Annotated in this window: 25 protein-coding genes; 15 read left to right on the top strand and 10 right to left on the bottom strand. The window is 74.3% G+C overall.

Annotated features, from left to right (window positions below):
• Positions 1-129: 129 nt before the first annotated feature.
• Positions 130-729 carry a cadmium resistance transporter gene (locus ACVCAH_RS32365; RefSeq protein WP_447140040.1) on the bottom strand — a complete coding sequence of 200 codons (600 nt, stop codon included), beginning with the start codon at positions 727-729 and terminating at the stop codon, positions 130-132.
• 204 nt (positions 730-933) lie between these two features.
• On the opposite strand from ACVCAH_RS32365, the gene ACVCAH_RS32360 reads away from it, so the two are divergent.
• From ACVCAH_RS32360 to ACVCAH_RS32350, 3 genes are all read left to right on the top strand, one after another.
• Positions 934-1161 carry a helix-turn-helix domain-containing protein gene (locus ACVCAH_RS32360; protein ID WP_007462679.1) on the top strand — a complete coding sequence of 76 codons (228 nt, stop codon included), beginning with the start codon at positions 934-936 and terminating at the stop codon, positions 1159-1161.
• 46 nt (positions 1162-1207) lie between these two features.
• Positions 1208-1975, top strand: a complete 768-nt coding sequence (locus ACVCAH_RS32355; protein WP_447140055.1) for an enoyl-CoA hydratase/isomerase family protein — start codon at positions 1208-1210, stop codon at positions 1973-1975.
• Between the two features lie 112 nt (positions 1976-2087).
• Positions 2088-4064 (top strand): ABC transporter ATP-binding protein, encoded by a 1977-nt coding sequence (locus ACVCAH_RS32350; protein ID WP_447140054.1) that lies wholly within the window; start codon positions 2088-2090, stop codon positions 4062-4064.
• Between the two features lie 3 nt (positions 4065-4067).
• Here ACVCAH_RS32350 and mug read toward each other — a convergent pair whose 3' ends face one another.
• The 6 genes from mug to ACVCAH_RS32320 all read right to left on the bottom strand — a co-directional run bounded on the left by mug (position 4068) and on the right by ACVCAH_RS32320 (position 8614).
• Positions 4068-4589 carry a G/U mismatch-specific DNA glycosylase gene (gene mug, locus ACVCAH_RS32345; RefSeq protein WP_447140039.1) on the bottom strand — a complete coding sequence of 174 codons (522 nt, stop codon included), beginning with the start codon at positions 4587-4589 and terminating at the stop codon, positions 4068-4070.
• 164 nt (positions 4590-4753) lie between these two features.
• Complete coding sequence (locus ACVCAH_RS32340; protein ID WP_447140038.1) at positions 4754-5515, bottom strand: SDR family oxidoreductase; 762 nt, start codon at positions 5513-5515, stop codon at positions 4754-4756.
• A gap of 89 nt (positions 5516-5604) precedes the next feature.
• Positions 5605-6087: a hypothetical protein gene (locus tag ACVCAH_RS32335; protein ID WP_447140053.1), complete on the bottom strand. Its 483-nt coding sequence runs from the start codon at positions 6085-6087 to the stop codon at positions 5605-5607.
• A 146-nt stretch (positions 6088-6233) separates the two neighbouring features.
• On the bottom strand, positions 6234-7052 hold the full coding sequence (locus tag ACVCAH_RS32330; RefSeq protein ID WP_447140037.1) for a DUF692 domain-containing protein: 819 nt from the start codon (positions 7050-7052) through the stop codon (positions 6234-6236).
• On the bottom strand, positions 7049-7936 hold the full coding sequence (locus ACVCAH_RS32325) for a TIGR04222 domain-containing membrane protein (protein WP_447140036.1): 888 nt from the start codon (positions 7934-7936) through the stop codon (positions 7049-7051). Before ACVCAH_RS32325 ends, ACVCAH_RS32330 begins: the two co-directional genes overlap by 4 nt.
• Positions 7937-8041: 105 nt before the next feature.
• Positions 8042-8614: a TetR/AcrR family transcriptional regulator gene (locus ACVCAH_RS32320; protein WP_447140035.1), complete on the bottom strand. Its 573-nt coding sequence runs from the start codon at positions 8612-8614 to the stop codon at positions 8042-8044.
• A gap of 105 nt (positions 8615-8719) precedes the next feature.
• Here ACVCAH_RS32320 and ACVCAH_RS32315 point away from each other — a divergent pair, with 105 nt between their 5' ends.
• The 3 genes from ACVCAH_RS32315 (at position 8720) to ACVCAH_RS32305 (ending at position 11509) form a co-directional block, all read left to right on the top strand.
• Positions 8720-9592: a carbon-nitrogen hydrolase family protein gene (locus ACVCAH_RS32315; RefSeq protein ID WP_447140034.1), complete on the top strand. Its 873-nt coding sequence runs from the start codon at positions 8720-8722 to the stop codon at positions 9590-9592.
• A 109-nt stretch (positions 9593-9701) separates the two neighbouring features.
• Complete coding sequence (locus ACVCAH_RS32310) at positions 9702-10346, top strand: HAD family hydrolase (RefSeq protein ID WP_447140033.1); 645 nt, start codon at positions 9702-9704, stop codon at positions 10344-10346.
• Between the two features lie 227 nt (positions 10347-10573).
• Positions 10574-11509: a serine protein kinase RIO gene (locus ACVCAH_RS32305; RefSeq protein ID WP_447140032.1), complete on the top strand. Its 936-nt coding sequence runs from the start codon at positions 10574-10576 to the stop codon at positions 11507-11509.
• Between the two features lie 52 nt (positions 11510-11561).
• On the opposite strand, the gene ACVCAH_RS32300 is transcribed toward ACVCAH_RS32305, so the two are convergent.
• Positions 11562-11810: a DUF2630 family protein gene (locus tag ACVCAH_RS32300; protein ID WP_447140031.1), complete on the bottom strand. Its 249-nt coding sequence runs from the start codon at positions 11808-11810 to the stop codon at positions 11562-11564.
• Positions 11811-11912: 102 nt separating this feature from the next.
• Here ACVCAH_RS32300 and ACVCAH_RS32295 point away from each other — a divergent pair, with 102 nt between their 5' ends.
• From ACVCAH_RS32295 to ACVCAH_RS32260, 8 genes are all read left to right on the top strand, one after another.
• Positions 11913-12830, top strand: coding sequence for an N-acetyltransferase family protein (locus ACVCAH_RS32295; protein WP_447140030.1), 918 nt, complete (start codon positions 11913-11915; stop codon positions 12828-12830).
• A 161-nt stretch (positions 12831-12991) separates the two neighbouring features.
• Positions 12992-14377, top strand: a complete 1386-nt coding sequence (locus tag ACVCAH_RS32290) for a cytochrome P450 (RefSeq protein WP_447140029.1) — start codon at positions 12992-12994, stop codon at positions 14375-14377.
• 5 nt (positions 14378-14382) lie between these two features.
• On the top strand, positions 14383-15282 hold the full coding sequence (locus ACVCAH_RS32285) for a terpene synthase family protein (RefSeq protein ID WP_447140052.1): 900 nt from the start codon (positions 14383-14385) through the stop codon (positions 15280-15282).
• On the top strand, positions 15279-16913 hold the full coding sequence (locus tag ACVCAH_RS32280) for a prenyltransferase (RefSeq protein WP_447140028.1): 1635 nt from the start codon (positions 15279-15281) through the stop codon (positions 16911-16913). Before ACVCAH_RS32285 ends, ACVCAH_RS32280 begins: the two co-directional genes overlap by 4 nt.
• Before the next feature lie 99 nt (positions 16914-17012).
• A complete protein-coding gene (locus ACVCAH_RS32275; protein WP_447140027.1) occupies positions 17013-19619 on the top strand; it encodes a sensor histidine kinase in 2607 nt (868 codons plus the stop codon).
• 92 nt (positions 19620-19711) lie between these two features.
• On the top strand, positions 19712-20134 hold the full coding sequence (locus tag ACVCAH_RS32270) for a roadblock/LC7 domain-containing protein (protein WP_447140026.1): 423 nt from the start codon (positions 19712-19714) through the stop codon (positions 20132-20134).
• 5 nt (positions 20135-20139) lie between these two features.
• On the top strand, positions 20140-20526 hold the full coding sequence (locus ACVCAH_RS32265) for a DUF742 domain-containing protein (protein WP_088992931.1): 387 nt from the start codon (positions 20140-20142) through the stop codon (positions 20524-20526).
• Positions 20507-21109 (top strand): GTP-binding protein, encoded by a 603-nt coding sequence (locus ACVCAH_RS32260; RefSeq protein WP_447140025.1) that lies wholly within the window; start codon positions 20507-20509, stop codon positions 21107-21109. The genes ACVCAH_RS32265 and ACVCAH_RS32260 overlap by 20 nt, the downstream gene beginning before the upstream one ends.
• A gap of 102 nt (positions 21110-21211) precedes the next feature.
• Here the strand turns inward: ACVCAH_RS32260 and ACVCAH_RS32255 are convergent, their stop codons facing one another.
• Positions 21212-24067: an aconitate hydratase gene (locus ACVCAH_RS32255; protein WP_447140024.1), complete on the bottom strand. Its 2856-nt coding sequence runs from the start codon at positions 24065-24067 to the stop codon at positions 21212-21214.
• A gap of 160 nt (positions 24068-24227) precedes the next feature.
• On the opposite strand from ACVCAH_RS32255, the gene ACVCAH_RS32250 reads away from it, so the two are divergent.
• Entirely contained in the window at positions 24228-24584 is a 357-nt protein-coding gene (locus tag ACVCAH_RS32250) for a glyoxalase (protein ID WP_447140023.1), read from the top strand.
• A 43-nt stretch (positions 24585-24627) separates the two neighbouring features.
• Here the strand turns inward: ACVCAH_RS32250 and ACVCAH_RS32245 are convergent, their stop codons facing one another.
• On the bottom strand, positions 24628-25011 hold the full coding sequence (locus ACVCAH_RS32245; RefSeq protein ID WP_447140022.1) for an arsenate reductase family protein: 384 nt from the start codon (positions 25009-25011) through the stop codon (positions 24628-24630).
• Between the last annotated feature and the right edge of the window lie 618 nt (positions 25012-25629).

The raw sequence follows: 25629 nt of genomic DNA, 5'->3' as shown, positions 1-25629 counted from the left end.
CCCTGGCGGCCCGCCCTGGTCGATCATGAAGTTGTCGTCACTCGTACCGGCGTGTCGCGACAACAACGTCATGATCGACCGCCCGCGCCCGCGCCCGCGCCCGGGCCGCGCGGACGGAGGTGGGTGGGGTCAGCGGGACAGGGTGAGCAGGTGGCCGACGACGCCGGAGGTGGTCAGGATGACCAGGCCGATGGCGATGAAGACGGCCGGCACCAGCCAGTGGCCGGCGCGTTCCACCACGGCGATCACCCGGGGGTGGCCGCCGAGCCAGGCCCCGGCCGCGCACCACAGTGCGATGAGCAGCACGAAGACCAGCAGGAGGACCGCACTGTCGGCGGGGCCGAGGGCGCGGAACACCGGCACGTAGACCGCGACGTTGTCGGCGCCGTTGGCGATCGTCACCCCCGCCACCCCGAGCGCGGAACCGACCACCGCCGGGGGCTCGTCGTCGTCCCGGCGCAGCAGGGCGCGTACGCCGAGCGCGATCGGGAGCAGCCCGAGCAGGCCGGTCCACGGGTCGGGCACCACCAGCAGCCCGGCGGCGACCACGGCGCTGGCCAGGGCGAGCGCGCCGATGCCCAGGTACTGCCCGGCGACGATCTGCCAGGGGCGGGGGCGCCCGGTGGTGTGCGCCGCGACGAAGAGCAGAGTCAGGATGACGATGTCGTCGACGTCGGTCGCGGCGAACACCACGGCCGCGCCGACCGCGGTGCCGAGAAGGTCGATCACCCGGGCAGGGTACGGCCCGACACCCGGCCCGATCCGGTGGGGAGCGCGCTCCGAAGGGCCGTCGGCGACATCACCCTATCGGGAAGCTGACACTGCATAGCGTGTCGATTGGCGAAGAGTTGATATCTGGCGCATGATCGTTCGAGGCGGTCTAATAGGTGGGACCGTATCCGAACCGCACAGTCTGGGACGTGAGGACACAGCATGGCAGCCACGGGCACAGCCACCAGCACTGAGAAGGGTCGCCGGATCGTCGGAGCCGAGCGTCAGACGCTCGCCAAGGACCTGGTAAAGCGGTACACCTCGGGGGAGAGCATCCGCGCGCTCGCGGCCTCGACCGGCCGTTCCTACGGGTTCATCCACCGGGTGCTCACCGAGTCCGGGGTGCAGCTGCGGCAGCGTGGCGGCGCCCGGCGCCGCAAGAAGGCGTGACCCGCTCACCAGCGTCGTCCACCAGCGCCGCGCCCCGGGCCGCCCGGTGACCGCCGAGGCGACCGGGGTACGGCTGGACTGCGACGGGCCTGTCGCGACGGTGACGTTGTGCCGGCCCGACGTGCTCAACGCGCAGACCCCGGCGATGTGGCGCGCGCTGAGCGACTTCTCCCGCGACCTGCCCGGCGACGTGCGCGTCGTGGTCGTCCGCGGCGAGGGGCGGGCGTTCTCCGCCGGCCTCGACCTGTCGGTGGCCGGTGCGTCCGGGCCGGGCTCGTTCGCGGAGCTGGCCACCCTGCCCGAGCCGGAGTGCGCCGACCGCATCGCCGAGTTCCAGGCCGCCTTCACCTGGCTGCACCGGCCGGACGTGATCTCCGTGGCGGCCGTGCAGGGCCACGCCATCGGCGCCGGCTTCCAGCTCGCGCTCGCCTGTGACCTGCGGGTCCTCGCCGAGGACGCGAAGTTCTCGATGGCCGAGGTGACCCTCGGCCTGGTGCCCGACCTCGCCGGCACCAAGCGGTTGGTCGACCTGGTCGGCTACTCCCGCGCACTGGAGATCTGCGCCACCGGCCGGCGGATGGACGCCGCCGAGGCGGACCGGATCGGCCTGGCCACCCTGGTCGTGCCGAACGCCGAACTCGACGGCGCGGTGCGCGACCTCACCGCCGGGCTGTTGGCCAGCAACCGGGACGCGGTGGTGGAGATCAAGGCGCTGCTGGCCGGCGCCGGCGGCCGGTCCGCCGCCGAGCAGCAGCGGGCCGAACGGGAGGCGCAGACCCGCCGGCTGCGCGATCTCGCCGGGCGGGGAGAATAGTAAGGACCGTTCGGGAAGATCCGGGTTACGACCGAGGTTGTCAGAGTCGTCGGGAGAATTGACCTGACGGTGTGGTCAGCCCGACGACCCGGAGGTGAGTGTGTCCAACCCGATGTCCGGCGGCGGCATGGGCGGCTGGAGCATGCTCCGGTCGATGCGCAGCCGGGACGAGATCTCCGCCCACCGGCTCCAGCGCGGCGTGGCCGGCCGCATCGTGGCCTTCGCCCGTCCCTACCGCCGCGACATCGTCGTCTTCCTGGTCACCGTGGTGCTGGCGGCGATCATCGGGGTCGCCACCCCGGTGCTCGCCGGTGACGTGATCGACGGGATCAGCCGGGGCGGCTCGGAGGCCGGCTCGCTGGTCGTCCGGCTGGCCCTGGTGATCGCCGCGCTCGCGGTGGTCGACGCGCTGCTCTCCCTGGCCCAGCGGTGGTATTCGGCCCGGATCGGCGAGGGCATCATCCTCGACCTGCGCACCCGGGTCTACGACCACGTTCAGCGCATGCCGCTGCAGTTCTTCACCCGCACCCAGACCGGTGCCCTGGTCAGCCGGCTCAACAACGACGTGCTCGGCGCCCAGCGGGCGTTCACCTCGACCCTCTCCGGCGTGGTCAGCAACGTCATCCAGCTGGTGCTCACCGCCGCGGTGATGTTCACCCTCTCCTGGCAGATCACCGCACTGTCGCTGGTGCTGCTGCCGGTCTTCATCATCCCGGCCCGCCGGGTCGGCAAGCGGCTGGCCGAGATCACCCGTGAGTCGTACAACCTCGACGCCAAGATGAACGCGACGATGACCGAGCGGTTCAACGTCGCGGGTGCCCTGCTGGTCAAGCTCTTCGGCCGGCCCGAGGTGGAGGCCCGCCGGTTCGCCGGCCGGGCCGAGCGAGTGCGCGACATCGGCATCCAGTCGGCGATGTACTCGCGGACGTTCTTCGTGGCGATGCTGCTGGTCGCCTCGCTGGCCCAGGCGCTCACCTACGGCCTCGGCGGCTGGCTGGCGGTCACCGGCTCGGTGAGCGCCGGCACGGTGGTGACCCTCGCCCTGCTGCTCACCCGCCTCTACGGCCCGCTGACCGCGCTGTCCAACGTCCGGGTGGACGTGATGAGCGCGCTGGTCTCCTTCGACCGGGTCTTCGAGGTGCTCGACCTCGAGCCGGCCATCCAGGAGAAGCCGGGCGCCGTGCCGGTGCCCCGCGGCAACGGCCGGGTCGAGTTCCGCGACGTGCGGTTCCGCTACCCGAGCGCCGCCGACATCTCGCTGGCCTCGCTCGAGGAGGTCGCCACGCTGGACCGGACGATCAACGAGCCGGTGCTCAAGGGCGTCTCGTTCGCCGTCGAGCCGGGGCAGATGGTGGCCCTGGTCGGCCCCTCCGGCGCGGGCAAGTCGACGCTGTCGATGCTGATCTCCCGGATCTACGACGTCACCGACGGGCAGGTGCTCGTCGGAGGGGTCGACGTCCGCGACGCCACCCTCGACTCGCTGCGCGACGAGATCGGCGTGGTAACCCAGGATTCCCACCTGTTCCACGAGACGATCGCCGAGAACCTGCGTTACGCCAAGCCGGACGCCACCGACGACGAGCTCTGGGCGGCGCTGGCCGGCGCCCAGGTCGCCGACCTGGTGCGGTCCCTGCCCGACGGCCTGGAGACCACCGTCGGCGAGCGGGGCTACCGCTTCTCCGGCGGCGAGAAGCAGCGCATCGCGATCGCCCGGCTGCTGCTCAAGGCCCCCTCGATCGTGATCCTCGACGAGGCGACCGCGCACCTGGACTCGGAGAGCGAGGCGGCGGTGCAGCGGGCCCTGTCGGTGGCGCTGACCGGGCGGACGGCGCTGGTCATCGCGCACCGGCTCTCTACCGTCCGGGACGCCGACCAGATCCTGGTCCTCGACGACGGGCGGATCGTGGAGCGGGGCCGGCACGACGAGCTGGTCGCCGTGGGCGGCCTGTACGCCGAGCTCTACCGCACCCAGTTCGCGGTGGCCGACTCGCCCACCCCGTACGCGAACGCGACCGGTCCCGAGCCGGTGGCGCTGCCGATGCGCTCGTACGTGGCCGACGAGGCGCTGCCCCCCGCCGCGGCGAACTGACGGTCAGCCGGTCGCCGCGGCCCGCAGCTCGGCGAAGGCGGCGCCCAGCGTCGCCGGGGTGAAGTGCGCGTTCAGCCCGCTGGGGTTCGGCAGCACCCAGAGCCGGGCACCGGCCAGCGGCTCCGGCTGCGGGCCGAAGCCGGCCTCTGGCCGGGCGAACCCGATCCGGTACGCGGTCACCCCGACGACGGCCACCCACCGGGGCCGGTACCGCTCGACCTTGCCGGTGAGGACCTCCGCGCCCGCCACGAGTTCGGCGGCGGTCAACTCGTCGGCCCGGGCGCTGGCCCGGGCCACCATGTTGGTGATGCCGAGCCCGAAGCCGGGCAGCTCGTCCTGCTCGCTCGGGTGCAGCTGACGCGGGGTGAAACCGCCGCGGTGCAGCGCCGGCCAGAACCGGTTGCCGGGCCGGGCGAAGTGCCAACCGGTGGCGGCCGACCAGAGCCCCGGGTTGATCCCGACGAAGAGCACGTCGAGCCCGGGCGCGATGAGGTCCGGAAGGATCCGGTCCGCCGCGGCGGCCAACTCCTCCCGGGTGGGTCGCGGCCAGGGCCCGCCCGCCCGGCTCCGCCCTGCCGGCGATCCGGCCGGTTCCGACCGCGCCCCGCCGTCGGGCCCGGGTGACGGCGGTGTGGAGCGGCCGGGCCCGGATCGCCCCGGGCTCCCGCGGCGCCGGGCCGGACCGGTGGTCACAGGCCGCGCAGCGCGCCACCGTCGACCGGGACGGTGACCCCGGTCAGGTAGCTCGCCGCGGGGGAGAGCACGAACGCGGCCACCCGGCCGAACTCCGCCGGCTCGCCGACGCGGCGCAGCGGGATGGCCGCCTCGGCCTCCGCCCGCGCCCGGTCGGCGTCGCCGGTCGCGGCGAACAGTTCCCGGTTGCGGTCGGTCATGATCCGTCCCGGCAGCAGGCCGACCACCCGGACGCCGCGGGGGCCGTACTCGTCGGCGATGTCCTTCGCCGCCCCGACCAGGCCGGGACGCAGGCCGTTGGAGATGCCCAGCCCCGGCACCGGGCCGCGGGCCGAGGTGGACAGCACCAGCCCGATCGCGCCGCCCGCGGAGAGCGTGGCGGCCACCGTCCGCACCATCCGGACCGTGCCGAGGAAGACCGTCTCGAAGGAGCGGCGCCACTGCTCGTCGCTGACCGAGGCAGCGCTGCCCCGCGGCGGGCCACCCACCGAGACCAGCGCGCCGTCGAGCCTGCCGAAGTGTTCCCGGGCTGCCGCCACCAGGCGCTCCGGAGTGTCCGGGTCGGTCAGGTCGGCGGGCAGCCCGACCGCCCGCCCTGGCCCGCCGAGCCGCTCGGCGGCCGCTGTCACCGCGTCCGCCTCCCGGCCGGAGAGCACCACCCGGGCGCCGTCGGCGACCAGGCACTCGGCGGTGGCGTAACCCAGGCCGCGGGAGGCGCCGGTGAGCACGTACACCCGATCCGTCAGTCCGAGATCCATGCGTCGATCCTGCCGCATCCGGCCGGATCCGCCAGTCACGGGTTCGGCGCCGGGCGGTCGACGGGTCCGGGCGGGCGCCAGCGCCGGTGTCAGCGGCGGGCGGGCCGCAGTAGGCGTACCCGACCGGCGAGTTGCACCGCGACGGCGCCGCCGGCGCGCCCGAGCCCGGGCAGCCGCCGGGGCCGCGGGGCCCGGCTGCCGTCGTAGCGGTCGGTCGCCTCGCGCACGGCCAGCTCCTCCGCGCCCAGCGGCGGCAGCACACCGCGGTCGCGCAGCGCGCGGGCCAGGTCCCAGCCGTCGCGCAGCGAGCCCGCGGTGGGGCGGCCTGCCGCCCAGCCGGCGAAGGTGGCCGGCCAGTCCGCGCCGAACCCGGCGGCGAGCAGCGGCCAGTGCCGGGTGACGTCACCGGCGCGCTTGCGCAGCAGCGCCGCCCGCGCGGCGGCCAGCGGCGCCGGGGCGAACCCGGGCGGCGCCGGGGCGCCGGCCACCAGCGCCGCAACCAGCTCCGCCTGCCGGGCGGCCAGGTCGCCCGCCGGCCGCCCGGCCGGATCGGCCGCCGGTCGCGTGGCCAGGTCGGCCGAGGGCCGCGGGGCCCGATCTGCCGCCGTCCGCGGGGCCGGATCGGCTGCCGGTCGCGGCGTGGCCGGGTCGACCGAGGGCCGCGGGGCGGGATCTGCCGCCGTCTGCGGGGCCGGGTCGGCGGGGCGCGGGCCGGCGGTCACGTGACCACCGGGAAGCCGGACGCGGCGGCGAGGGCGTCCAGTTCGGCGCGGAGCGTGGCCGCGGGCGGGTAGTGCCCGTCCCGTTCCAGCAGCAGCGCCGGTGGCCGGCGCCGCGCGCACAGCTCGCCGAGCAGGTCGAGCACGCCGGCCGGCACCGGGTCGGTGTGCGTGTCGTGGTAGAAGCCACCGTGCTCGGCGCCGCCGGCCACGTGCGCGTAGGCGACCCGGTCCAGCGGCAGCCGGTCCAGCAGCGCGACCGGATCGGTGCCGCGGTTGCGCGCGTTGGCGTACACGTTGGCGACGTCGAGCAGCAGCAGCGCCCCGGTGCGGTCCAGGATCTCGGTCAGGAACGCGGCCTCGTCCAGCTCGTCGTCCGGCCAGTCGAACAGCGCCGCGATCGGCTCCAGCGCGAGCGGCACCGGCAGCTGCGCCTGGGCACGGTCCACGTTGGCGCAGACCGCGTCGACCGCCTCCCGGGTACGCGGCAGCGGCAGCAGGTGACCGGCCTCCAGCCCGCCGGCCCGGACGAACGCGATGTGCTCGCTGACCAGCGGGGCGTCCACCAGGTGCGCCACCGCGGCCAGCTGGGCGACCCGGGCCGGGTCGACCGGCTCCGCGCCGCCGAGGCTGAGCCGCACGCCGTGCGGCACGACCGTGACGCCCCGCTCGCGCAGCGCGGCCAGGCCGGCCGGCAGCGGGCCGGTCGCCGGCACGGACTCCGCCACCACCTCGACGAAGCGCAGCCCGGGCAGCTCGGCCACGAAGCCGGCGATCTCCGGCCGCCAGCCGATGCCCACCCCGGTGGGACCGGTCATCCGCCGCACCCCCCGCCGCCCCCGCAGCCGCCGCCCCCGCAGGAGCTGCCGCCGCTGCCGCAGCCGCCGGTGCCGCCGCTGTTGCCCAGCGCCTGCCGCTGGATCTCGGCCTGCTCGGCGAAGCCCGGGTCCATCGCCCAGAGCGAGGCGGTGCCGAACAGCGCCACGCCCATCGCGGCGCCGGCCGCGCCGTAGGTGGCGTACGCGGGGGCGGAGGCCGGCGCGAGGTGGACGTGGCGCTGGCGCAGGTTGCGCAGCGCGGCCCGACCGGCCCGGGTCCGGTACGGCACGCGGGCCAGGATCAGGACGGCCAGCAGGATCCCCACCAGGCTGAGCGCGAGCCAGCCGACCGGCCTGTCGTTGGAGAGCCCCTGGAAGAGCCGGAACACGCCGAGGGCCAGCAGGAGCACCAGGGCCATCGCGCCGCGCCGGGCCGACTCGCGGCGGGCCGGCGAGAGGGCCAGCCCGCGGTGTTCGAGGTCGGCGGCGAGCTGGTTCAACGCCGCCGCCACCCACTGGTCCGTACGCACCTCGGAGACCCGGGCCCGGCGGGCGGCCGCGTTGTGGACCGCCTGGGCCAGCGGGGTGGCGCCGGCGGGCATCGGGCCGGTGGTGACGAGGCGGCGGTCCGGCCCGACGCCGAGGGCCCCGGTGCCCCGCAGCGCCCCGAGCGTGGCGTGCACGGCCAGCGGGGCCCCGCCGTTGAGGTAGGCGGCCTGCTCCGGGCTGAGCAGGTCGTAGCCGGGGGCGCGGGAGCCGGCGAGCACCCGGGCCCGGTGCACCGCGGCGAGGACCACGACCAGGACGGCCGCGGCGAGGTAGAAGCGCAGGAAGGTCGGGCCGGGGATACCCCAGGTGTCGCCCGGTGCGGCAAGGACGGACATCGGCTGCTCCTTCTCGCCGGAGGGATCGGCGGCCTCATTGTGGAGCAGGACCGCCACGCCGTACCGCCCCGCGCGCCGGCGGCGTGGCGCGGTGCCGGCCGGCGGTCAGCGCCGCCGGACCGCCTCCTCGACCAGGTCCAGCACCCGGCCGAGGTCACCGGCCGGCCGGCCCATGGCCAGGTGCAGCACCAGCCCGTCGTAGGCGAGTTCCAGGAACTGCGCCAGCACGTCGATCGGGACGTCCTCGCGCAGGACGCCGGCCTCCCGCTGGCGGGCCAGCCGCTCCCGGGTCGCCTCGGCGATGGCCGCCGACCGCTCGGCCCACCGCTTGGCGAACGCCGGGTCGGTGCGCAGCCGCCGGGACACCTCCAGCTGGCTGCCGAGCCAGCCGGTGGTGTCCGGGGAGACCGCCCGGGCCAGCAGGTCCCGCATCACCTGGACCAGACCGTTGCGGGCCACCGTCTCCACCATCACCGCGGCGTCGTCCTCGGCCACGGCGAGGAAGAGCGAGTCCTTGTCCCGGAAGTGGTGGAAGATCGCGCCCCGGGAGAGCCCGGTGGCCTCCTCGAGCCGGCGTACGGTGGCGCCCTCGTAGCCGTGCCGGGCGAAACACGCCCGCGCCGCGGCGAGGATCTCCTGCCGGCGCGCGTCGAGCTGGTCCTGGCTTACTCTGGGCACGAGTCGATCGTGACAGGTCACCCCGCGTCATGCAAACCGTACGTACGGCTTGGGTTCGTCCGTCGGTTGATCACTCCGGCACCGCGCTCCCGATAGGATCGCGCCGTGACGCCACCCCCCGCCCCCGCCGCCGTACCCGCCGCACCGCTGACCGTGGCGGCAGTGCAGGCCGAACCGGTCCCCGGGGACGTGGCCGGCAACGCCGAGACGGCCGCCCGGCTGGTCCGGCAGGCCGCCGGCCGGGGCGCCCGGGTGGCGGTGCTGCCGGAGCTCTTCCTGCCCGCGTACCACCCGCCGACGCTGGCGGCCGACCCGGCCGGCACCGACGTCGCGGCCGACCCGGCGGCGGGCGTCGTCGACGACCCGCGGCTGGACCCGCTGCGGGCCGCCGCCCGCGACGGCGGCACGGTGGTGGTGGTCGGCGCGGCGGTCCGGCACCCGGACGGCCGGCGGACCATCTCCTCGCTCGTGGTCGACCGTGCCGGGGGCGTCCGGGTCGGCTACGACAAGCAGCAGCTCTGGGGCGACGAGCGGGACCTGTTCACCCCCGGCCGGCGGGGCGCCACCCTGCTGGTCGACGGGTGGCGGCTCGGCCTCGGCATCTGCTACGACGGCTGCTTCCCCGAACACGGCCGGGCCGCCGCGGCCGACGGGGCGCACGGCTACCTCTGCCCGAGCGGCTACCTGGCCGGCTCCGAGCACCGCCGCGACCTCTACTACCCGGCCCGGGCGCTGGACAACACGATGTTCGTGGTCTTCGCCAACGCCGTCGGCGGCGAGCCGCCGTGGCGGTTCAACGGCGGCGCGGCGGTCTACGACCCGGAGGGCCGCCCGCTGGCGCGGGGCGCGGACACCGGCGAGGACGTGTTGGTGGCGACGCTCGACCCGGCCGCCCTGGCGGCCACCCGGGCGGCCCACTCGATGCTGGTGGACCGCCTGCCGGACCAGGGACCCGCCCGGGCGGTGCTCACCGCCTGACCCGCGCGCGAGCCGGTGCCCCGGTCGCCCCGGAGGGCCCCGCCGCTCGTCCGGGAGGTAGACCGCCGGGCCCTGTCGGCGGGGCACCGGCGTCCCGTAGGGTGCCCGAGTGCCGCTGCTCCTGCTGGACCTGGACAACACCCTGCTCGACCGGACCGGCCCGTTCCGCGCCTGGGGTGAACGGTTCCTGGACGGCATCGGCGCGCCGCCGGCCGACATCGACTGGCTGGTCTCCATCGACGCCGACGGGCTCACCGACAAGTGGGACGTGGCCGACGCCATCCGGGACCGGTACGCGCTGCGCATCCCCTCCATCGACCTGGTCGAGGAGCTGTACGACGGGGTGGTGGCCAACGTCCGGCTGGACCCGCTGGTCGCCTGCGCGCTGCGGATCGCCGACGACGCCGGGTGGGTGCCGGTGGTGGTCAGCAACGGCACGGTACGCCAGCAGGAGGCGATGATCCGGCGGACCGGGCTGGACCGGTTCGTGGCCGACTGGGTGATCTCCGAGGAGGCCGGGGTCAGCAAACCCAACCCGAGGATCTTCGCGCAGGCCGCCCAGCGGGTCCGGATGCCGCTGCGTGGGGCCTGGGTGGTCGGCGACAGCCCGGAGGCGGACATCGGTGGCGCCGCCGCGGTCGGCCTGCCCAGCGTCTGGCTGCACCGGGGACGTACCTGGACGGACCCGCGGTTCGCGCCGACCCGGACGGCGGACGGCCTGATCGCCGCCGTCGCCACCGTGCTCGCCGGCTGAGCGCAGCCGCGGCTCCCGACGGCGTGCGGCGGACGCCCCGGCGGCGACCACGCCGCGCGCCCGGGCGGGTAATTCGGTTGACCGGCCGCGACCGGGTCGCGAGCATGGTCGGCGCATCGTGCGATCCCGGGCGTGCGCCCGGTCGAGGAGAGGGGGTCGGTCATGGCCGTCTTCGCAGGTCACTTCCACCTGCCTCCATCAGCCTCGAGCAAGGGATCACCACCGCAGTGCGCGATCACGACCTTCCGGCGCCCGAGCGCCGTACCCGCGGCAAGCGCCGCTTCGACGACGACGAACCGTTCTTCCTGAAGCGCGGCCGGGCAGCCGAGCCCGCCCTCGCCGAGCCGGACGCCGAGCCGGACCCGGACACCGGGGAGCGTTGGTCCTCCTGGGACGACGCCGTGCACGGTCCGCAGCCCCGCCCGGCCTGGCTGGTCACCGAACTGGCCGCCAAGGACACCGAACTCGGTGTGCTCAAGACCGGCAAGGAGGCGGACGTCCACCTGGTGCGCCGGGCGGTGCCCGACACCGACCGGTCCTGCCTGCTGGCCGTCAAGCGGTACCGGGACCCCGAGCACCGGCTGTTCCACCGCGACGCCGGCTACCTGGAGGGGCGCCGGGTGCGCCGGTCCCGGGAGATGCGGGCGATGGCCGGCCGGACCGCCTTCGGCCGGCAGATGATCGCCGGGCAGTGGGCGGCGGCCGAGTTCGCCGCGCTGTCCCGGCTCTGGGAGATCGGCGCCGCGCACGGCCGGATCGCCGTGCCGTACCCCGTCCAGCTGCGGGGCACCGACCTGATGCTGGAGTTCGTGGGCGAGCCCGAGGAGGGGCGGGCCGCGCCCCGGCTGGCCCAGCTGCGGCCCGATCCCGCCCAGCTGCGCGACCTGTGGACGCAACTGGTCGACGCGCTGGTCGTCCTCGCCCGCGCCGGCTACGCGCACGGCGACCTGTCGCCGTACAACCTGCTGGTGCACCGGGGGCGGCTGGTGTTGATCGACCTGCCCCAGGTGGTCGACGTGGTGGCCAACCCGCAGGGCCCGGAGTTCCTGGCCCGGGACGTCCGGGTGGTCAGCAGCTGGTTCGCGGCGCGCGGCCTGCCGGCCGCGCAGGCCGATCCGACCGCGCTGACCGGGGAACTGCTGCGCGAAGCGGGCATCCGCTGAGGCGAACGCGTGCCGGGCGACCTGACGGCCGCCCGGCACGCGCCGTCGGATCTCACTGGAGGTAGCGCTCGACCTCCGGCTTGGGGCGTACGCCCTGGGCGTCCGGGTCGCCGTGGGTCTGCCGGGCGGCCCGCCGGCGGCGCAGCAGGTCCCAGCACTGGTCGAGGGATTCCTCCAACTCGCGCAGCCGCTCGCGGGCCTCGTCGTCGGTGCCCGTCTCGTTGGCCTGCGCGTCCGCGCGCAGCCGGTGCTCCTCGTCGACCAGCTCGGAGATCCGGTTCAGGATGGTCTTGTCGTCCATGTCCCTGAGCCTGGCACAGGGTGCCCGGAGCCGCGCGGATTCATCCCCGGCCGATTCCGCCCGATCCGCGCCGGCCGGCCCGCTGCGGTAGGTTGCCGGGCCATGACCGCAACCGTCCGCCCCGGCGGCCCGAGCGACGCGGAGCCCGTCGCCGGGCTGCTGGGGGCCACCCTGCCGTACATCGCCACCCCGGAACTGGTCCGCTGGCAGCTGACCGGCGCTCCGGCGGCGGAACGCTTCGGGCTGCTGGTCGCCGAGGCCGGCGGCGAGCTGGTCGGGGTCGCCCGGACCGGGCTGCTGCACGAGAGCGGCGAGCCCGGGTGGGGCTTCGTCAACCTGGCCGTGCACCCCTGGTGGCGGGGCCGCGGCGTGGGCTCGGCACTGCTCGCCGCCGCCGAGGCGCGGCTCGTCGGGCTGGGCGTGCGGCGGGCGTACGCCCGGGTGGCCGACGAGGCGGCGGCGGTCTCCTTCGCCGACCGGCGCGGCTACCGCCCCGGCCGCCGCTCCGTGCTGCTGGGCCTGGACCTGGCCGCCGCGGCGCTGCCCGAGTCCCCGCCGGTGGCGGTGCCGGTGCGGCTGGCCGCGGCGGTCGACCTGGACGACCCGCGCCTGCTCTACGAGGCGGACCTGGACGCCGCCCGGGACGAGCCCGGTGACGTCGGGATGGCGGAGGTCAGCTACGCCGACTGGCGGGCGGCGTACTGGGAGCGGCCGGACCTGGACCGGGCGCTGACCACGGTGGCCGTCCTGGACGGGATGGTGGTCGCCTTCAGTGTGGCGCTGACCGACGGCCGGGACCGGTACCAGTCGGGGATGACCGGAACCCGCCGCGACTGGCGCGGCCGGGGGCTGGCCCGGCTGGTGAAGGACGCGTCGCTGCGCGCGGCCCGGGCCGCCGGCTACCGGCAGGCCATCACGGTCAACGACGCCGGCAACGAGGCGATGCTGGCGCTGAACCGGCGGTACGGTTACCGCCCGATCGGGGCCGAGCACCGCTACCTGCGGGATCTGCGGCGCTGAGGGTTCCCACGTCATTCCCTTGTGGAGCAAGGGATTTCCGGTCACGAAAATTTCTCTTGGTGCGACTAGAGAAAGTTGACTCGGCAATGGCATGCTCGGCTGAGCGTTGACTCATCACAGTCACGTCACGACGCACAGTTGCCGAAGGGGGCACAGAGCACGTGGGAGTGTCACACACCGCGCCCGTCCACACCCGACGAGCGGACGCGGTCCCACTGCGCCAGGTGGTACCGAGCCTGCTCCGTGATCCGGCGCGGGCGTTGGTCGAATTCGGGGAACGGTCCCGAGGCGAGGTGGTCAAGCTCAACCTCGGTTCGTTCCGCCCCTACCTGGTGACCCGGCCGGAGCACCTGCAGCAGGTGCTCCGGGAGAAGTCCGCGAACTACGTCCGGGCCGGTGACGGGCTCCAGTGGCGACCGCTGAAGCGGTTGTTCGGCGAGGGCATCCTCAGCGACGGCGAGTACTGGTCGAACAGCCGGCACATCCTCCAGCCGCTCTTCACCGCGCGCCGGATCGACGGGCTGGTCGACCGGCTGGCCGTGGCGATCGAGGACGCGGTCGACGAGCTGGACGCGTCGGCCCGGGCCGGCCACCCGGTCGACATGGGCACCGAGCAGGCCCGGATCGTCTGCTCGGCGATCATGCGGGTCTTCTTCGCCGACAAGATCTCGGTGTCGGACGCCATGAAGATCATGGAGGCGCAGGACGCGATCGCCTGGTCGGTGATGCCCCGCATCATGGTGCCCTGGGCCCCGCTGGCCGTGCCGATGCCCGGTGACCGCGCGTTCCGTCGGGCCGTCCGGCTCATCGACGACCTGCTGCTGCCGATCGTCCGGGCCTCCCGGGAGACCGCGGAGTCCGACGGGGACGACATCATCTCCACCCTCTGGCGGGGTCGCACCGAGGACGGCAGCCGCCTCGACGAGCGTCAGGTCCGCAACGACACGGTGGCCATGGTGGCCACCACCACCGAGACCACGATCAGCGTGCTCACCTGGCTCTGGCCGCACATCGAGCGGGACCCGCAGGTCGCCGCCCGGCTCTACGAGGAGATCGACCGGGTGGTCGGCGACGCCCCGGTGCGCCGGGAACACCTGCGCGAGCTGCGCTACACCCGGCAGGTGCTCGACGAACTGCTCCGGCTCTACCCGATCGGCTGGCTCTTCCCGCGCCGCGCGGTCGAGGCGGACGTGATCGGCGGGGTGCGGATCGAGGCCGGCGCCACCCTCGTGGTCAGCCCGCTGATCACCCACCGGATGTCGATGTTCTGGGACCGGCCGGAGGTCTTCGATCCCGACCGGTTCGCCCCGGAACGGGCCCGCAGCCGGCACCGCTACGCGCACTTCCCGTTCGGCGGCGGCCCGCACCAGTGCCTGGGTATGCACCTGTTCTACCTCGAGGCGACGCTGATCGTGGCGACCCTGCTGAGCCGCTACCGGTTCCGCCTGCAGCGGCCGGAGGTGCCCGGCATCAAGGTGGCGGCGGCGCTGCGACCGCTCGACCGGGTCGAGCTGACCCTGCGGCCGGCCCGGAGCGCCGCGGCATGAGCCCGCTGCCCGAGTCGCCGCCGCTTGCCGGCGGCGACCAGATCGCGCTGGCCGCCGAACAGGGCCGGATCTGCGCCCTCGCCGCCAAGGGCCAACGTGACCTGGCCGAACGCGCCGCCGCGTACCCGGAGCTCTTCCCGCCCCGGCCGTTCGACCCGGCGCTGTTCGGCAACGTCGCGATGGCCATCGCGTTCGGTGCCCCGTGGTGCGACCTCGACCAGCTGCGGATCACCAACCGGGCGGTGCTCTGGGGCTTCGCGGTCGACTGGCAGGTCGACTACGTCGCCAAGAGCCGGGACGAGATCGACCGGTTGACCGCAAACTGCCTCGCGGTGGCCGACGGCACCGCCCCGGCCGCCGACGATCCCCTCGGCCGGTTCCTCGCCGAACTGCGCGACGAACTGGCCACCGTGCCGGCGTACCGGACCCACGCCCCGGTGTGGCGGGCCGAGCTGCGCAAGGTGCTCGACGCGATGGCGCGGGAGTGGGACTGGAAGCAGAACGCCGGCGACGGCCTGCCCACCCTCGCCGAGTACCTGGACAACGCCGACAACCTGGCCTGCACGGTGGTCAACGTCGTGCACTGGATCCACTCCGACGACCCGGCCACACTCGCCCATCTGGACGAGCTGGTGGTCGCCAGCGCCGAGGTGCAGCGGATCCTGCGCCTGGTCAACGACCTCGGCACCTACGAGCGGGACCTGCGCTGGGGCGACCTCAACGCGCTGCTGCTGGTGGACGACCCGGCCGAGGTGCGGCGGCGGATCGACGAGCTGGTCGGGCACGCCCGCGAGCTGCTGGCCCCGCTGCGGGACAGCTGCCCGGTGCAGGCGGACTACCTGGCCCGGCAGATCGGCTTCAGCAGCGGCTTCTACCGGTCCACGGACTTCTGGGGTGCGCTGTGACCAGCGCGGAGCTCGACACGGCGGCGCAATCGGAGATCGTCGCGGCGGCCCGGGAACTGCTCGCCGCGATGGCTCTCGAACCGGCCGGCCGGGTGACCGCGTCGGTGTACGAGACCGGGCGGCTGGTGACCCACGCGCCCTGGCTCACCGGCCACGGCCGGCGGCTGACGTACCTGCTGGGCAGCCAGCGCCGCGACGGCGGATGGGGCGCGCCCGGCGGCTACGCCCTGGTGCCGACCGCCAGCGCGGTGGAGGCCCTGCTCGCCACGCTGCGCGCCGGCGGCGGGGACGGCCAACCGGCCGCCGACCTCGCGGCAGCGGCCGGCCGCGGCCTGGAAGCGCTCGACGGGTGGCTCGCCGAGTGCCTGCCGCTGCCGGACACCCCGGCCGCCGACCTGATCGTGCCGGCGTTGGTCGAGCGGATCGACGCCCACCTCGAGTGGTTCGACGACCGCCCCGGCACGGGCCCGGACGGCTGGGCCGGTCGGCGCCTGCCCCGGGTGGACCGGCGGCGGCTGGACGGGCTCGGCGCGCTGCTGGCCGGCGGCCGGCCGGTGCCGCAGAAGCTCCTGCACGCCTTCGAGGTGCTCGGCCCGGCCGCCCGGGGGCGGCCCGACGTCGCGCCGGTCGCCGGCGCCGTGGGGGCCTCGCCGGCGGCCACCGCGGCCTGGGTAGGAGACGCCCCGGACGCGGTGCAGCCGGCCGTGACGGCCTACCTGGCGGAGGCGGTGCGCCAGCACGGCGGCCCCGTGCCCTGCTGCACCCCCATCACGGTCTTCGAGCGGGCCTGGACGCTCAGCAGCCTGGCCCGGGCCGGCGTGCCGGTGCGGCCGGCGCCGAAGCTGGTCGCGGACCTGGCCGGCGCGCTCGGCCCGCAGGGCACCCCGACCGGGCCGGGCCTGCCGGCCGACGCCGACACCACCTCGGCCGCCCTCTACGCGCTGGCCCGGCTCGGCCACCCGGTGGACCCGGCCAGCCTGCTCCACTACGACGTGGGCAGCCACTTCTGCACCTGGCGCGGCGAGGACGGGCGGTCGATCACCACCAACGCCCACGTGCTGGAGGCGCTGGGCTGGCACGCCCGGCACTCCGCGTCGGGCGCCGCCCGGTACGGCGATCGGGTCGCCGCGCTCGCCGGCTGGTTGCGCGAGCAGCAGCAGTCCGACGGGCGGTGGTCCGACCGCTGGCACGCCTCGCCGTACTACGCCACCTCCTGCGCGGTGCTGGCGCTGGCCGGCTACGCGCCGGCCGAGGTGGCCGGGGCGGCGGTGGACCGGGCCGTCGACTGGGTGGTGGCCAGCCAGCGGCCGGACGGGTCGTGGGGGCGCTGGAGCGGCACCGTGGAGGAGACCGCGTACGCGCTGCAGGTGCTGCTCGGCGTCGACCGGCCGGTGCGGCCGGGCGTGCCCGAAGCGGCGCGCCGGGGCCTGCACCACCTCGTCACCGTGGACGGCCCCCGGTCCGACCCGCCACTGTGGCACGACAAGGACCTCTACGCTCCGGTGCTGATCGTCCGGGCGGCCGTGCTCGCGGCTCGGCAGCTCGCGCTGACCAGATCGGACCTGCTCGGGGCGGGTGTGGCGGCGCCGCGGGAGGCGTCGTCGGACAATTCCATGATCAGGAGCGCTTGAGTGACGAAGCGGACGCTGCTAGCGTGCGCCGGGGTCGATGCGTGCGCGTACGTGCGCGACTGACTGACGGATCAAACAGGCCACGCCAGGGACGGTGTAATGGGTTCCCGCAGTTCGAATCTGCGTACCAAGGTTGTCGCCCTGCTCGCCTCGCTGGTCGCGCTCTGGAGCTTCACCGCCTGGGTGACCATCCGGGACGGCGTGAACCTGCTCGGCGTGCAGGCGTTGGACAGCAAGGTCTTCAACCCCACCGAGCCGCTGCTGCTGCAGCTGCAGTTGGAACGCCGGACGTCGCTGACCTTCCTCGGCCGTCCGGACGACGGGCAGCGGGCGGCCCTGGCCGAGGTGCGGCAGCGCACCGACCAGCTGGCCGAGGACTTCACCGAGTCCATCGACAGCTGGCAGGTCGCCACGCTGGGCAGCGACGGGCTCGACCAGCGGCTGGACGAGCTGGTCGGCGAGCTCGACGCGCTGCCGGGCACCCGCACCGCGGTCGACGAGAAGAGCATCGACCGGGCCGAGGCCGGTGGCGCGTTCACCGAACTGATCGAGTCGATCTACCGGGTCTACGACGCGCTCGGCAACCTCGACGACGAGCAGGCCGCCGAGGACACCGCCGCGCTGATCGGCCTGAACCGGGCCCGCGAGCTGCTGTCCCAGGAGGACGCCCTGCTCGCCGGAGTGCTGGCCGCCGGGCGGATCACCCCCGCGGAGCGGGCGGAGTTCACCCGGATCGTCGGCGCCCGGCAGTTCACCGCCGCCCAGGCGATCGTCCGGCTGCCCGCCGCCGACCAGCGGCGCCACGACCAGATGTCGACCGGCGCGACCTTCCGCCGGCTGGCCGACCTGGAGAACCGGGTCATGCAGAGCGAGTCCGGCACCCGGCCGGCGGTCAACGCGGCCGAGTGGAACGACACCACCGGTCCCGCGCTGACCGAGATCGGCGACGTGGTGCTGGCCGGTGGCGACGACATCGTCGACCGGGCCACCCCGATCGCGATCGGCGTCATCGTCCGGCTGGTGCTCGCCGCCGGTCTCGGCCTGCTCGCCGTCATCGCGTCGATCATCGTGTCGATCACCACGGCCCGGGCCCTGGTCCGCCAGCTGGAGCGGCTGCGCGAGGCGGCCTTCCGGCTGGCCAACGAGCGGCTGCCCGGCGTGGTCGAGCGGCTCGGCCACGGCGAGGAGGTCGACGTGGCCAAGGAGGCGCCGCCGCTGGAGTTCGGCGACGACGAGATCGGCCAGGTGGGCAAGGCCTTCAACGCGGTGCAGGAGACGGCGATCCGGACCGCGGTCGAGCAGGCCGAGCTGCGTCGCAACGTCCGCGAGGTGTTCCTCAGCCTGGCCCGGCGCACCCAGGCGCTGGTGCACCGCCAGCTCACCCTGCTCGACGCGATGGAGCGGCGGGAGCAGGACGCGGAGGAGCTGGAGGACCTGTTCCGGGTCGACCACCTGGCCACCCGGATGCGGCGCAACGCGGAAAACCTGATCGTGCTCTCCGGCTCCACGCCCGGCCGCGCCTGGCGGCGCAACGTGCCGATGGTGGACGTGGTCCGCGGTGCGGTCGCCGAGGTCGAGGACTACACCCGGGTCAACGTGCTGCCGCTGGGGCCGGTGTCGCTGACCGGCCGGGCGGTGGGTGACGTCATCCACCTGCTCGCCGAGCTGATCGAGAACGGCCTGTCGTTCTCGCCACCGCACACCACGGTCGAGGTGCGCGGGCAGATGGTGGCCAACGGCTTCGCCATCGAGATCGAGGACCGCGGCCTGGGCATGAGCGAGGAGGACCTGGCCGCCGCGAACCACCGGATCGTGGACCAGTCCGACCTCAACCTGGCCAACGCCGCGCGGTTGGGCCTCTACGTGGTGAGCCGGCTGACCGAGCGGCACGGCATCCGCGTGCAGCTCAAGGAGTCCGCGTACGGCGGCACTACCGCGGTCGTGCTGATCCCGGCCGACCTGGTCACCGCCGAGGGCGAGGACCCGAGCACCTCCGGCGGCTTCCCGGTCGGCGCCCCGGTCACGGCCGGCACCGCGGCCACGAGCGCCGGCGCGGGCGCGCCGGCCGCCGAGCAGCCGCCCGCACCCGTGGCGGCGCCGGTGGCACTCGCCGAGCCGCCGGCCGTCGCCGAGCCGGAGCAGGTGGCCCCGGTCGCCGCCGACGGTGACGGTGCCGCCAGCGGCGGTGACGGCGGTGACGGTGGGGGACTGCCCACCCGGACCCGCGGCCGGACGCTGCCGGTCGGCGAGGACCCGCTGCCGAACCGGGCGCGGCGCTGGTCGGAGCAGGCGGCCCTGGACGGGCCGACCTTCCCGACCGGCCTACCGATGGCCGCCGTGATGCGCCCCGAGGTGGATGCCGCGACGACCGGCGGCCCGGCCGCCCCGGCGCCCGCCGGCGACGGCACGCCGGCCACCGCCGCCCGGCCGGACGGCGCCAGCGCCGCAGAGCCGGAACCGGCCCGGACCGACTCCGGGCTGCCCGTCCGGATCCGGCAGGCCAACATCGTGCCCGAGTTGCGCGATGAGCCGGCCGCAGCGGACGACGACGAGGACGTGGTCCGTCCGCCCGAGCAGGTACGCCGGATGATGAGCTCTTATCAGACCGGTACCCGGCGCGGGCGTACGGACGCGGCGCGACTGCTCGGCGGGCCCGGCGCCAAGCCGGATTCCGGGCCCGACCCCGACGAGCAGCAAGCGACCTGACCGGCGCCGCGGTGCGGGAATCCCGCCCCGCGAGGTGACGGTCAGCCCCACACGAGCACGGCGACAACAGCCGGGGGAGAAGAGGACGACGAGTGGCGCAGAAGACGGCTTCGAGTGCCGACCTGACGTGGTTGCTGGATGATCTGGTCGGCCGGGTGAAGCAGGCCGAGCATGCGGTCGCGCTCTCGACGGACGGCCTGCTGATGGCCTCCTCGCAGGGGCTCAGCCGGGACGACGGAGAGCACCTCGCGGCGATGGCGGCCGGGATCCAGAGCCTGGCCCGGGGTGCCGGCAAGCGCTTCGGCGGCGGGCAGGTGCAGCAGACCATCATCGAGATGCAGTCCTCGTTCCTGTTCGTCACGGCCGCCGGGCGCAACGCCTGCCTCGCCGTGCTGGCCAGCGAGGACGCCGACGTCGGCCTGATCGCCTACGAGATGGCGATGCTGGTCACCCGGGTCGGCAAGTTCGTCGCCTCGCCGACACGCAACGCCGAGCAGTCGACCGGCGAGAAGTAGCCGCGATGACGGTGCAGGGAGAATCCGCGGAACATCAGTGGGTGGACGACCATGCGGGTCCGGTGGTGCGTCCGTACGCGGTGACGCGTGGCCGGGCCCGCCCGGTCACCGGCACGTTCGACCTGATCTCCCTGGTGACGGCGACCCGGGCCGACGTGACGCCGGAGGTCGGCCTGGGCCCGGAGCACCTGGCGATCGTCGGGCTCTGCCAGCGGATGCAGTCCGTCGCCGAGATCGCCGCCCACCTGGACCTGCCGGTGGGCACCATCCGCGTCCTGCTCGGCGATCTGGTGGCCCGCAACCTGGTGCAGGTCCGCGAGCCGCGGAACACGGCCGGCCTTCCCGACAACAGCGTTTTCGAGGCGGTAATCAATGGACTACGGGCACTCTGAGCGGCCGGCGGGAGCGACCCCACTGCCCACCGCGATCAAGATCCTGGTCGCGGGTGGATTCGGCGTGGGCAAGACCACCATGGTCGGTGCGGTCAGCGAAACACGCCCGTTGCGTACCGAGGAGGTGCTGACCGAGACCGGCGTCGGCATCGACGACCTGTCCGGCGTGGAGGGCAAGACCACCACCACGGTGGCGATGGACTTCGGACGCATCACCATCAGCGACGACCTGGTGCTCTACCTCTTCGGCACCCCCGGGCAGGACCGGTTCTGGTTCGTCTGGGACGAGCTGGCGCTCGGTGCGATCGGCGCGGTGGTGCTGGCGGACACCCGCCGACTCGCCGACTGCTTCCCCTCCATCGACTACTTCGAGGGGCGGGGCACCCCGTTCGTGGTGGCGGTGAACTGCTTCGAGGGCGCCCGGCAGTACCGGCTGGACGAGGTGCAGGCGGCGCTCAACCTGGACCCGGGGGTGCCGGTGCTGCTCTGTGACGCCCGGCAGCGGGAGTCCAGCAAGGAGGTGCTCATCACCCTGATGGAGCACGCCATGAAGACCCGGGAAGCCCGCCGCCGCGCCGAGTGACCCGGCCGGCTCCGGCGGCCGGTCGCCCGGCGTCGCCGGCCGGAGGCGTACGACGAAGGGCCCCTTCCCGCTCGCGCGGGAAGGGGCCCTTCCGCCGTGGTGTCAGCTGGCGATCATGCGCCGCAGCACGTACTGCAGGATGCCACCATGCCGGTAGTAGTCCGCCTCACCCGGGGTGTCGATCCGGACCACCGCGTCGAACTCGACGCCGGTGTCGGTGCTGACCTTGACCGTACGCGGCGTCTCGCCGTCGTTCAGCGCGGTCACCCCGGAGATCGAGAACGTCTCGGTGCCGGCCAGGCCGAGCGACTCGGCGGTCTCGCCGGCCGGGAACTGCAGCGGCAGCACGCCCATACCGATCAGGTTCGAGCGGTGGATCCGCTCGTACGACTCGGCGATGACCGCCTTGACGCCGAGCAGCATGGTGCCCTTGGCCGCCCAGTCCCGCGACGAGCCGGAGCCGTACTCCTTGCCGGCCAGGACGACCAGCGGGACGCCGGCCTCCTGGTAGTCCACCGAGGCGTCGTAGATCGAGGTCTGCTCGCCGGTCAGGTGGTTGACCGTGAAGCCGCCCTCCACGCCCGGCACCAGCTGGTTGCGCAGCCGGATGTTGGCGAAGGTGCCCCGGATCATGACCTCGTGGTTGCCCCGGCGCGAGCCGTACGAGTTGAACTCGTGCCGCGGCACGCCGTGCTCGGCCAGGTACTTCCCGGCGGGGGAGTCCGCCTTGATCGAGCCGGCCGGGGAGATGTGGTCGGTGGTCACCGAGTCGCCCAGCTTGGCCAGCACCCAGGCGCCGGCGATGTCGCTGACCGCCTGCGGCTCCCGCTGCATGCCCTCGAAGTACGGGGGCCTGCGCACGTAGGTGGACTCGCCCTCCCAGGCGAACGTGTCGCCGGTCGGGGTGGGCAGCGACTGCCACCGCTCGTCACCGGCGAAGACGTCCGCGTACGCCGAGCTGAACCCGGAGGCGCCGATCGCGGAGGCGATGACGTCCTGGATCTCGGCGGTGTTCGGCCAGATGTCGCGCAGGAAGACCGGGTTGCCCTGGTTGTCCTCGCCGATCGGCTCGTTGGCCAGGTCGATGTCCATAGTGCCGGCGAGCGCGTACGCGACCACCAGCGGCGGGGACGCCAGGTAGTTCATCTTGACGTCCGGGTTGATCCGGCCCTCGAAGTTCCGGTTGCCGGAGAGCACCGAGACGACGGCCAGGTCGTTCTCGTTGACGGCGGCCGAGACCTCCTCGGGCAGCGGGCCGGAGTTGCCGATGCAGGTGGTGCAGCCGTAGCCGACCAGGTTGAAGCCGAGCTTGTCCAGGTACGGGGTGAGGCCGGCCCGCTCGTAGTAGTCCATGACGACCTTGGAGCCGGGTGCCAGGGTGGTCTTCACCCACGGCTTGCGGGTGAGCCCCTTCTCCACCGCGTTGCGGGCCAGCAGCGCGGCGCCGATCATGACCTGCGGGTTTGAGGTGTTGGTGCAGGAGGTGATCGCGGCGATCACCACGGCGCCGTGGTCCAGCTCGTACTCGACGCCGTCGGCGCCGGTGACCCGGATCGGGTTGGTGGCGCGCCCGCCGGCGCCGACCGCCGCGGTCTCCAGGTCGCGCGGGGCGTCGGCCGGGTCGTTGACGCCGTTGGCCGGCGAGTCGCTGGCCGGGAAGGACTCGGCGCTGGCCTCGTCGGCGTGGCCCACGACCCCGAACGGCTTCTCCTCCTGCGGCACGCCGGGCTTGCGGCCCCGGTCGCCACCGGTCTCGTCGGCGGCCACGTAGTCGGTCAGCGCCGAGCGGAACAACGTCTTGGCGCTGCCCAGCGGCACCCGGTCCTGCGGGCGCTTGGGGCCGGCCAGGGACGGCTCGATGGTGCTCAGGTCGAGCTCGAGGCGCTCCGAGTACTCCGGCTCGGCGTCCGGGTCGTGCCAGAGGCCCTGCTCCTTGGCGTACGCCTCGACCAGCGCGACCTGCTGCGGGTCGCGGCCGGTCAGCTCCAGGTAGCGGACGGTCTCGGCGTCGATCGGGAAGATCGCCACGGTGGAGCCGTACTCGGGCGACATGTTGCCGATGGTGGCCCGGTTGGCCAGCGGCACGGCGCTCACGCCCGGGCCGTAGAACTCGACGAACTTGCCGACCACGCCGTGCTTTCGCAGCATCTCGGTGATGGTGAGCACCAGATCGGTGGCGGTGGTGCCAGCCGGCATCTCGCCGGAGAGCTTGAAGCCCACCACCCGCGGGATCAGCATGCTGACCGGCTGGCCGAGCATCGCGGCCTCGGCCTCGATGCCGCCGACGCCCCAGCCCAGCACGCCCAGGCCGTTGACCATCGTGGTGTGCGAGTCGGTGCCGACCACGGTGTCCGGGTAGGCCTGCCCGTTGCGCTCCATCACCGTACGGGCCAGGTACTCGATGTTGACCTGGTGCACGATGCCGGTGCCCGGCGGGACCACCTTGAACTCGTTGAACGCGGTCTGGCCCCAGCGCAGGAACTGGTAGCGCTCCCTGTTGCGCTGGTACTCCAGCTCGACGTTGCGCTCGAAGGCGTCCTCGCGGCCGAACAGGTCGGCGATGACCGAGTGGTCGATGACCAGCTCGGCCGGGGCGAGCGGGTTGACCTTGGCCGGGTCGCCGCCGAGGTCGCGTACGGCCTCGCGCATGGTGGCCAGGTCGACCACGCAGGGCACGCCGGTGAAGTCCTGCATGAGCACCCGCGCCGGGGTGAACTGGATCTCCACGCTCGGGTCCGCGGTGGCGTCCCACGCGCCGAGCTGCCGGATGTGGTCGGCGGTGATGTTCGCGCCGTCCTCGGTCCGCAGCAGGTTCTCCAGCAGGATCTTCAAGCTGTAGGGCAGCCGCTCGTGGCCGTCCACCTTGCTGATCTTGAAAATCTCGTAGCTCGCGTCTCCGACGCGTAGCTGGGTCTTCGCACCGAAGGTGTCGAGGCTCGCCACGTCGTACTCCTTCACACCAGCGACCGTGAGTAGTCCTGAGCAGTCTGTCGCACCGGTCGGAGTGCCGCCGTGGTTAGGGGACACTTACCGCCGATTCTCGCTTTCAACAAAACCGTACGTCCGTCTTGCTAACTCCGCAACCTCGTGCCATGGTTCGGGACGAGGAGGTACCACCATGATCCATCACGTTCAGCTGGCCTGCCCACGCGGTTCCGAGGAGGCGTCCCGGGCCTTCTACGTCGGCCTGCTCGGCATGACCGAGAAGCCCAAGCCGCCGGTGCTCGTGGCCCGCGGTGGCTGCTGGTTCACCGGGTACGGCGCCGAACTGCACCTCGGCGTGGAGGACGACTTCCGGCCCGCCCGCAAGGCGCACCCGGCCCTGCTTCGGCCGGACCTGGACGCGCTCGCCGCCCGGCTCGCCGCCGCCGGTCACCCGGTCACCTGGGGCGATGGCGAGCTGCCCGGGATGCGCCGCTTCCACACCGAGGACGTGCACGGCAACCGCCTGGAGTTCCTCGCCCCGCTCGCCTGATCGGCGCCGGGAGCCGCGCGGGCCGGCGTCGCCGCCGGGCCGGTCAGCCCGTGCGGTCGGTGCCGCCGGCGCGGCGCACGGCCTCGTCCAGCGCCTCGGGGGTACGGCCGACGAGCGCGCCGCCGTCGTCGAGCAGCAGGATCGGGCGTTGGATCAGCTCCGGTGCGGCGACCATCGCCGCGATCCAGCGGGGCTCCGCCGCCGGGTCGCGCGGCCAGTCCGCCATCCCCCGGGCGACCGCCGCCGGCTCCTGGAGCCGGCAGACGTCCCAGGGCCGTGCGTCGAGCCGGCGCAGCACCTCGACCAGTTCCTCGGCGGTCGGCGGCCGGTCCAGGTACGGACGGACCTGATAGCCGACGCCGGCGTCGTCCAGCGCCGAGCGGGCGCCGGCGCACTTGGAGCAGGTGGGGTTGTTCCAGATCTCCATGCGCGCCATCGTGCCAGCCACCCGCCGGGGTGGCTCCACCCCGGGTGCCGCCGGCCCGGCGCGGCCCCGGTCAGGCAGCCGCAAGCCGGCGCCGACTGTCCTGTCGGTCCTGTGGAGCTGATGTCGTAGACGATTCGGCCCGGTCGGTGCCTGGCGCTCTCGGGTGTCCTCAGGGATGGGGGTGTGGCCGGCCGTGCCCGGCTCCGGGCGGTCAGGCGTCCCTGCGCCGGGCACGGCGGGCCACATCCCGGGTGGGTTCCGGCCCGTCTGTCGCTGGCGGGTTCGTTCCTCCCGCGCGGCCGGGAGGCGGGGCTCCGCTGCCCGGCCCGGGGCCGTCCACCTCTCTCCGTCGGCGGCGGGTTCCGCGGGCGGCGCCGTTGAGTCGTTTACGACATCAGCTCCACAGGGTGCCGGCAGGCCCTTGTCCGCCCGCCGGCCCCCCGCCGGCCCGGTGGCGGCCGGGCGTCCGGTGGCGGCGGGGCCGTCTGGTGGCTGGCCGGGCGTCCTGTCTCCGGCCGGGTGTCCGGTTCACGGTGTCACGGGCTGTGCCAGGGTGTCGGGTTGAGGCGTGGTTGTGGCGTGGTCGGGGCCACGCTGGTGGCGGAATCGGTGGGCGGG

This window comes from Micromonospora sp. LZ34, from assembly GCF_052981855.1.
Note: the sequence above shows the minus strand (reverse complement) of the source record. Positions and strands in the feature narration are given on the sequence as shown.

What these genes read in the sequence shown, in the direction of transcription:
- ACVCAH_RS32360 (WP_007462679.1), top strand. Translation starts at nt 934, where the DNA reads ATGGCAGCCACGGGCACAGCCACCAGCACTGAGAAGGGTCGCCGGATC.
- ACVCAH_RS32350 (WP_447140054.1), top strand. Translation starts at nt 2,088, where the DNA reads ATGTCCGGCGGCGGCATGGGCGGCTGGAGCATGCTCCGGTCGATGCGC.
- ACVCAH_RS32340 (WP_447140038.1), bottom strand. Translation starts at nt 5,515, where the DNA reads ATGGATCTCGGACTGACGGATCGGGTGTACGTGCTCACCGGCGCCTCC.
- ACVCAH_RS32330 (WP_447140037.1), bottom strand. Translation starts at nt 7,052, where the DNA reads ATGACCGGTCCCACCGGGGTGGGCATCGGCTGGCGGCCGGAGATCGCC.
- ACVCAH_RS32325 (WP_447140036.1), bottom strand. Translation starts at nt 7,936, where the DNA reads ATGTCCGTCCTTGCCGCACCGGGCGACACCTGGGGTATCCCCGGCCCG.
- ACVCAH_RS32300 (WP_447140031.1), bottom strand. Translation starts at nt 11,810, where the DNA reads ATGGACGACAAGACCATCCTGAACCGGATCTCCGAGCTGGTCGACGAG.
- ACVCAH_RS32295 (WP_447140030.1), top strand. Translation starts at nt 11,913, where the DNA reads ATGACCGCAACCGTCCGCCCCGGCGGCCCGAGCGACGCGGAGCCCGTC.
- ACVCAH_RS32275 (WP_447140027.1), top strand. Translation starts at nt 17,013, where the DNA reads ATGGGTTCCCGCAGTTCGAATCTGCGTACCAAGGTTGTCGCCCTGCTC.
- ACVCAH_RS32265 (WP_088992931.1), top strand. Translation starts at nt 20,140, where the DNA reads ATGACGGTGCAGGGAGAATCCGCGGAACATCAGTGGGTGGACGACCAT.
- ACVCAH_RS32260 (WP_447140025.1), top strand. Translation starts at nt 20,507, where the DNA reads ATGGACTACGGGCACTCTGAGCGGCCGGCGGGAGCGACCCCACTGCCC.
- ACVCAH_RS32250 (WP_447140023.1), top strand. Translation starts at nt 24,228, where the DNA reads ATGATCCATCACGTTCAGCTGGCCTGCCCACGCGGTTCCGAGGAGGCG.
- ACVCAH_RS32245 (WP_447140022.1), bottom strand. Translation starts at nt 25,011, where the DNA reads ATGGAGATCTGGAACAACCCCACCTGCTCCAAGTGCGCCGGCGCCCGC.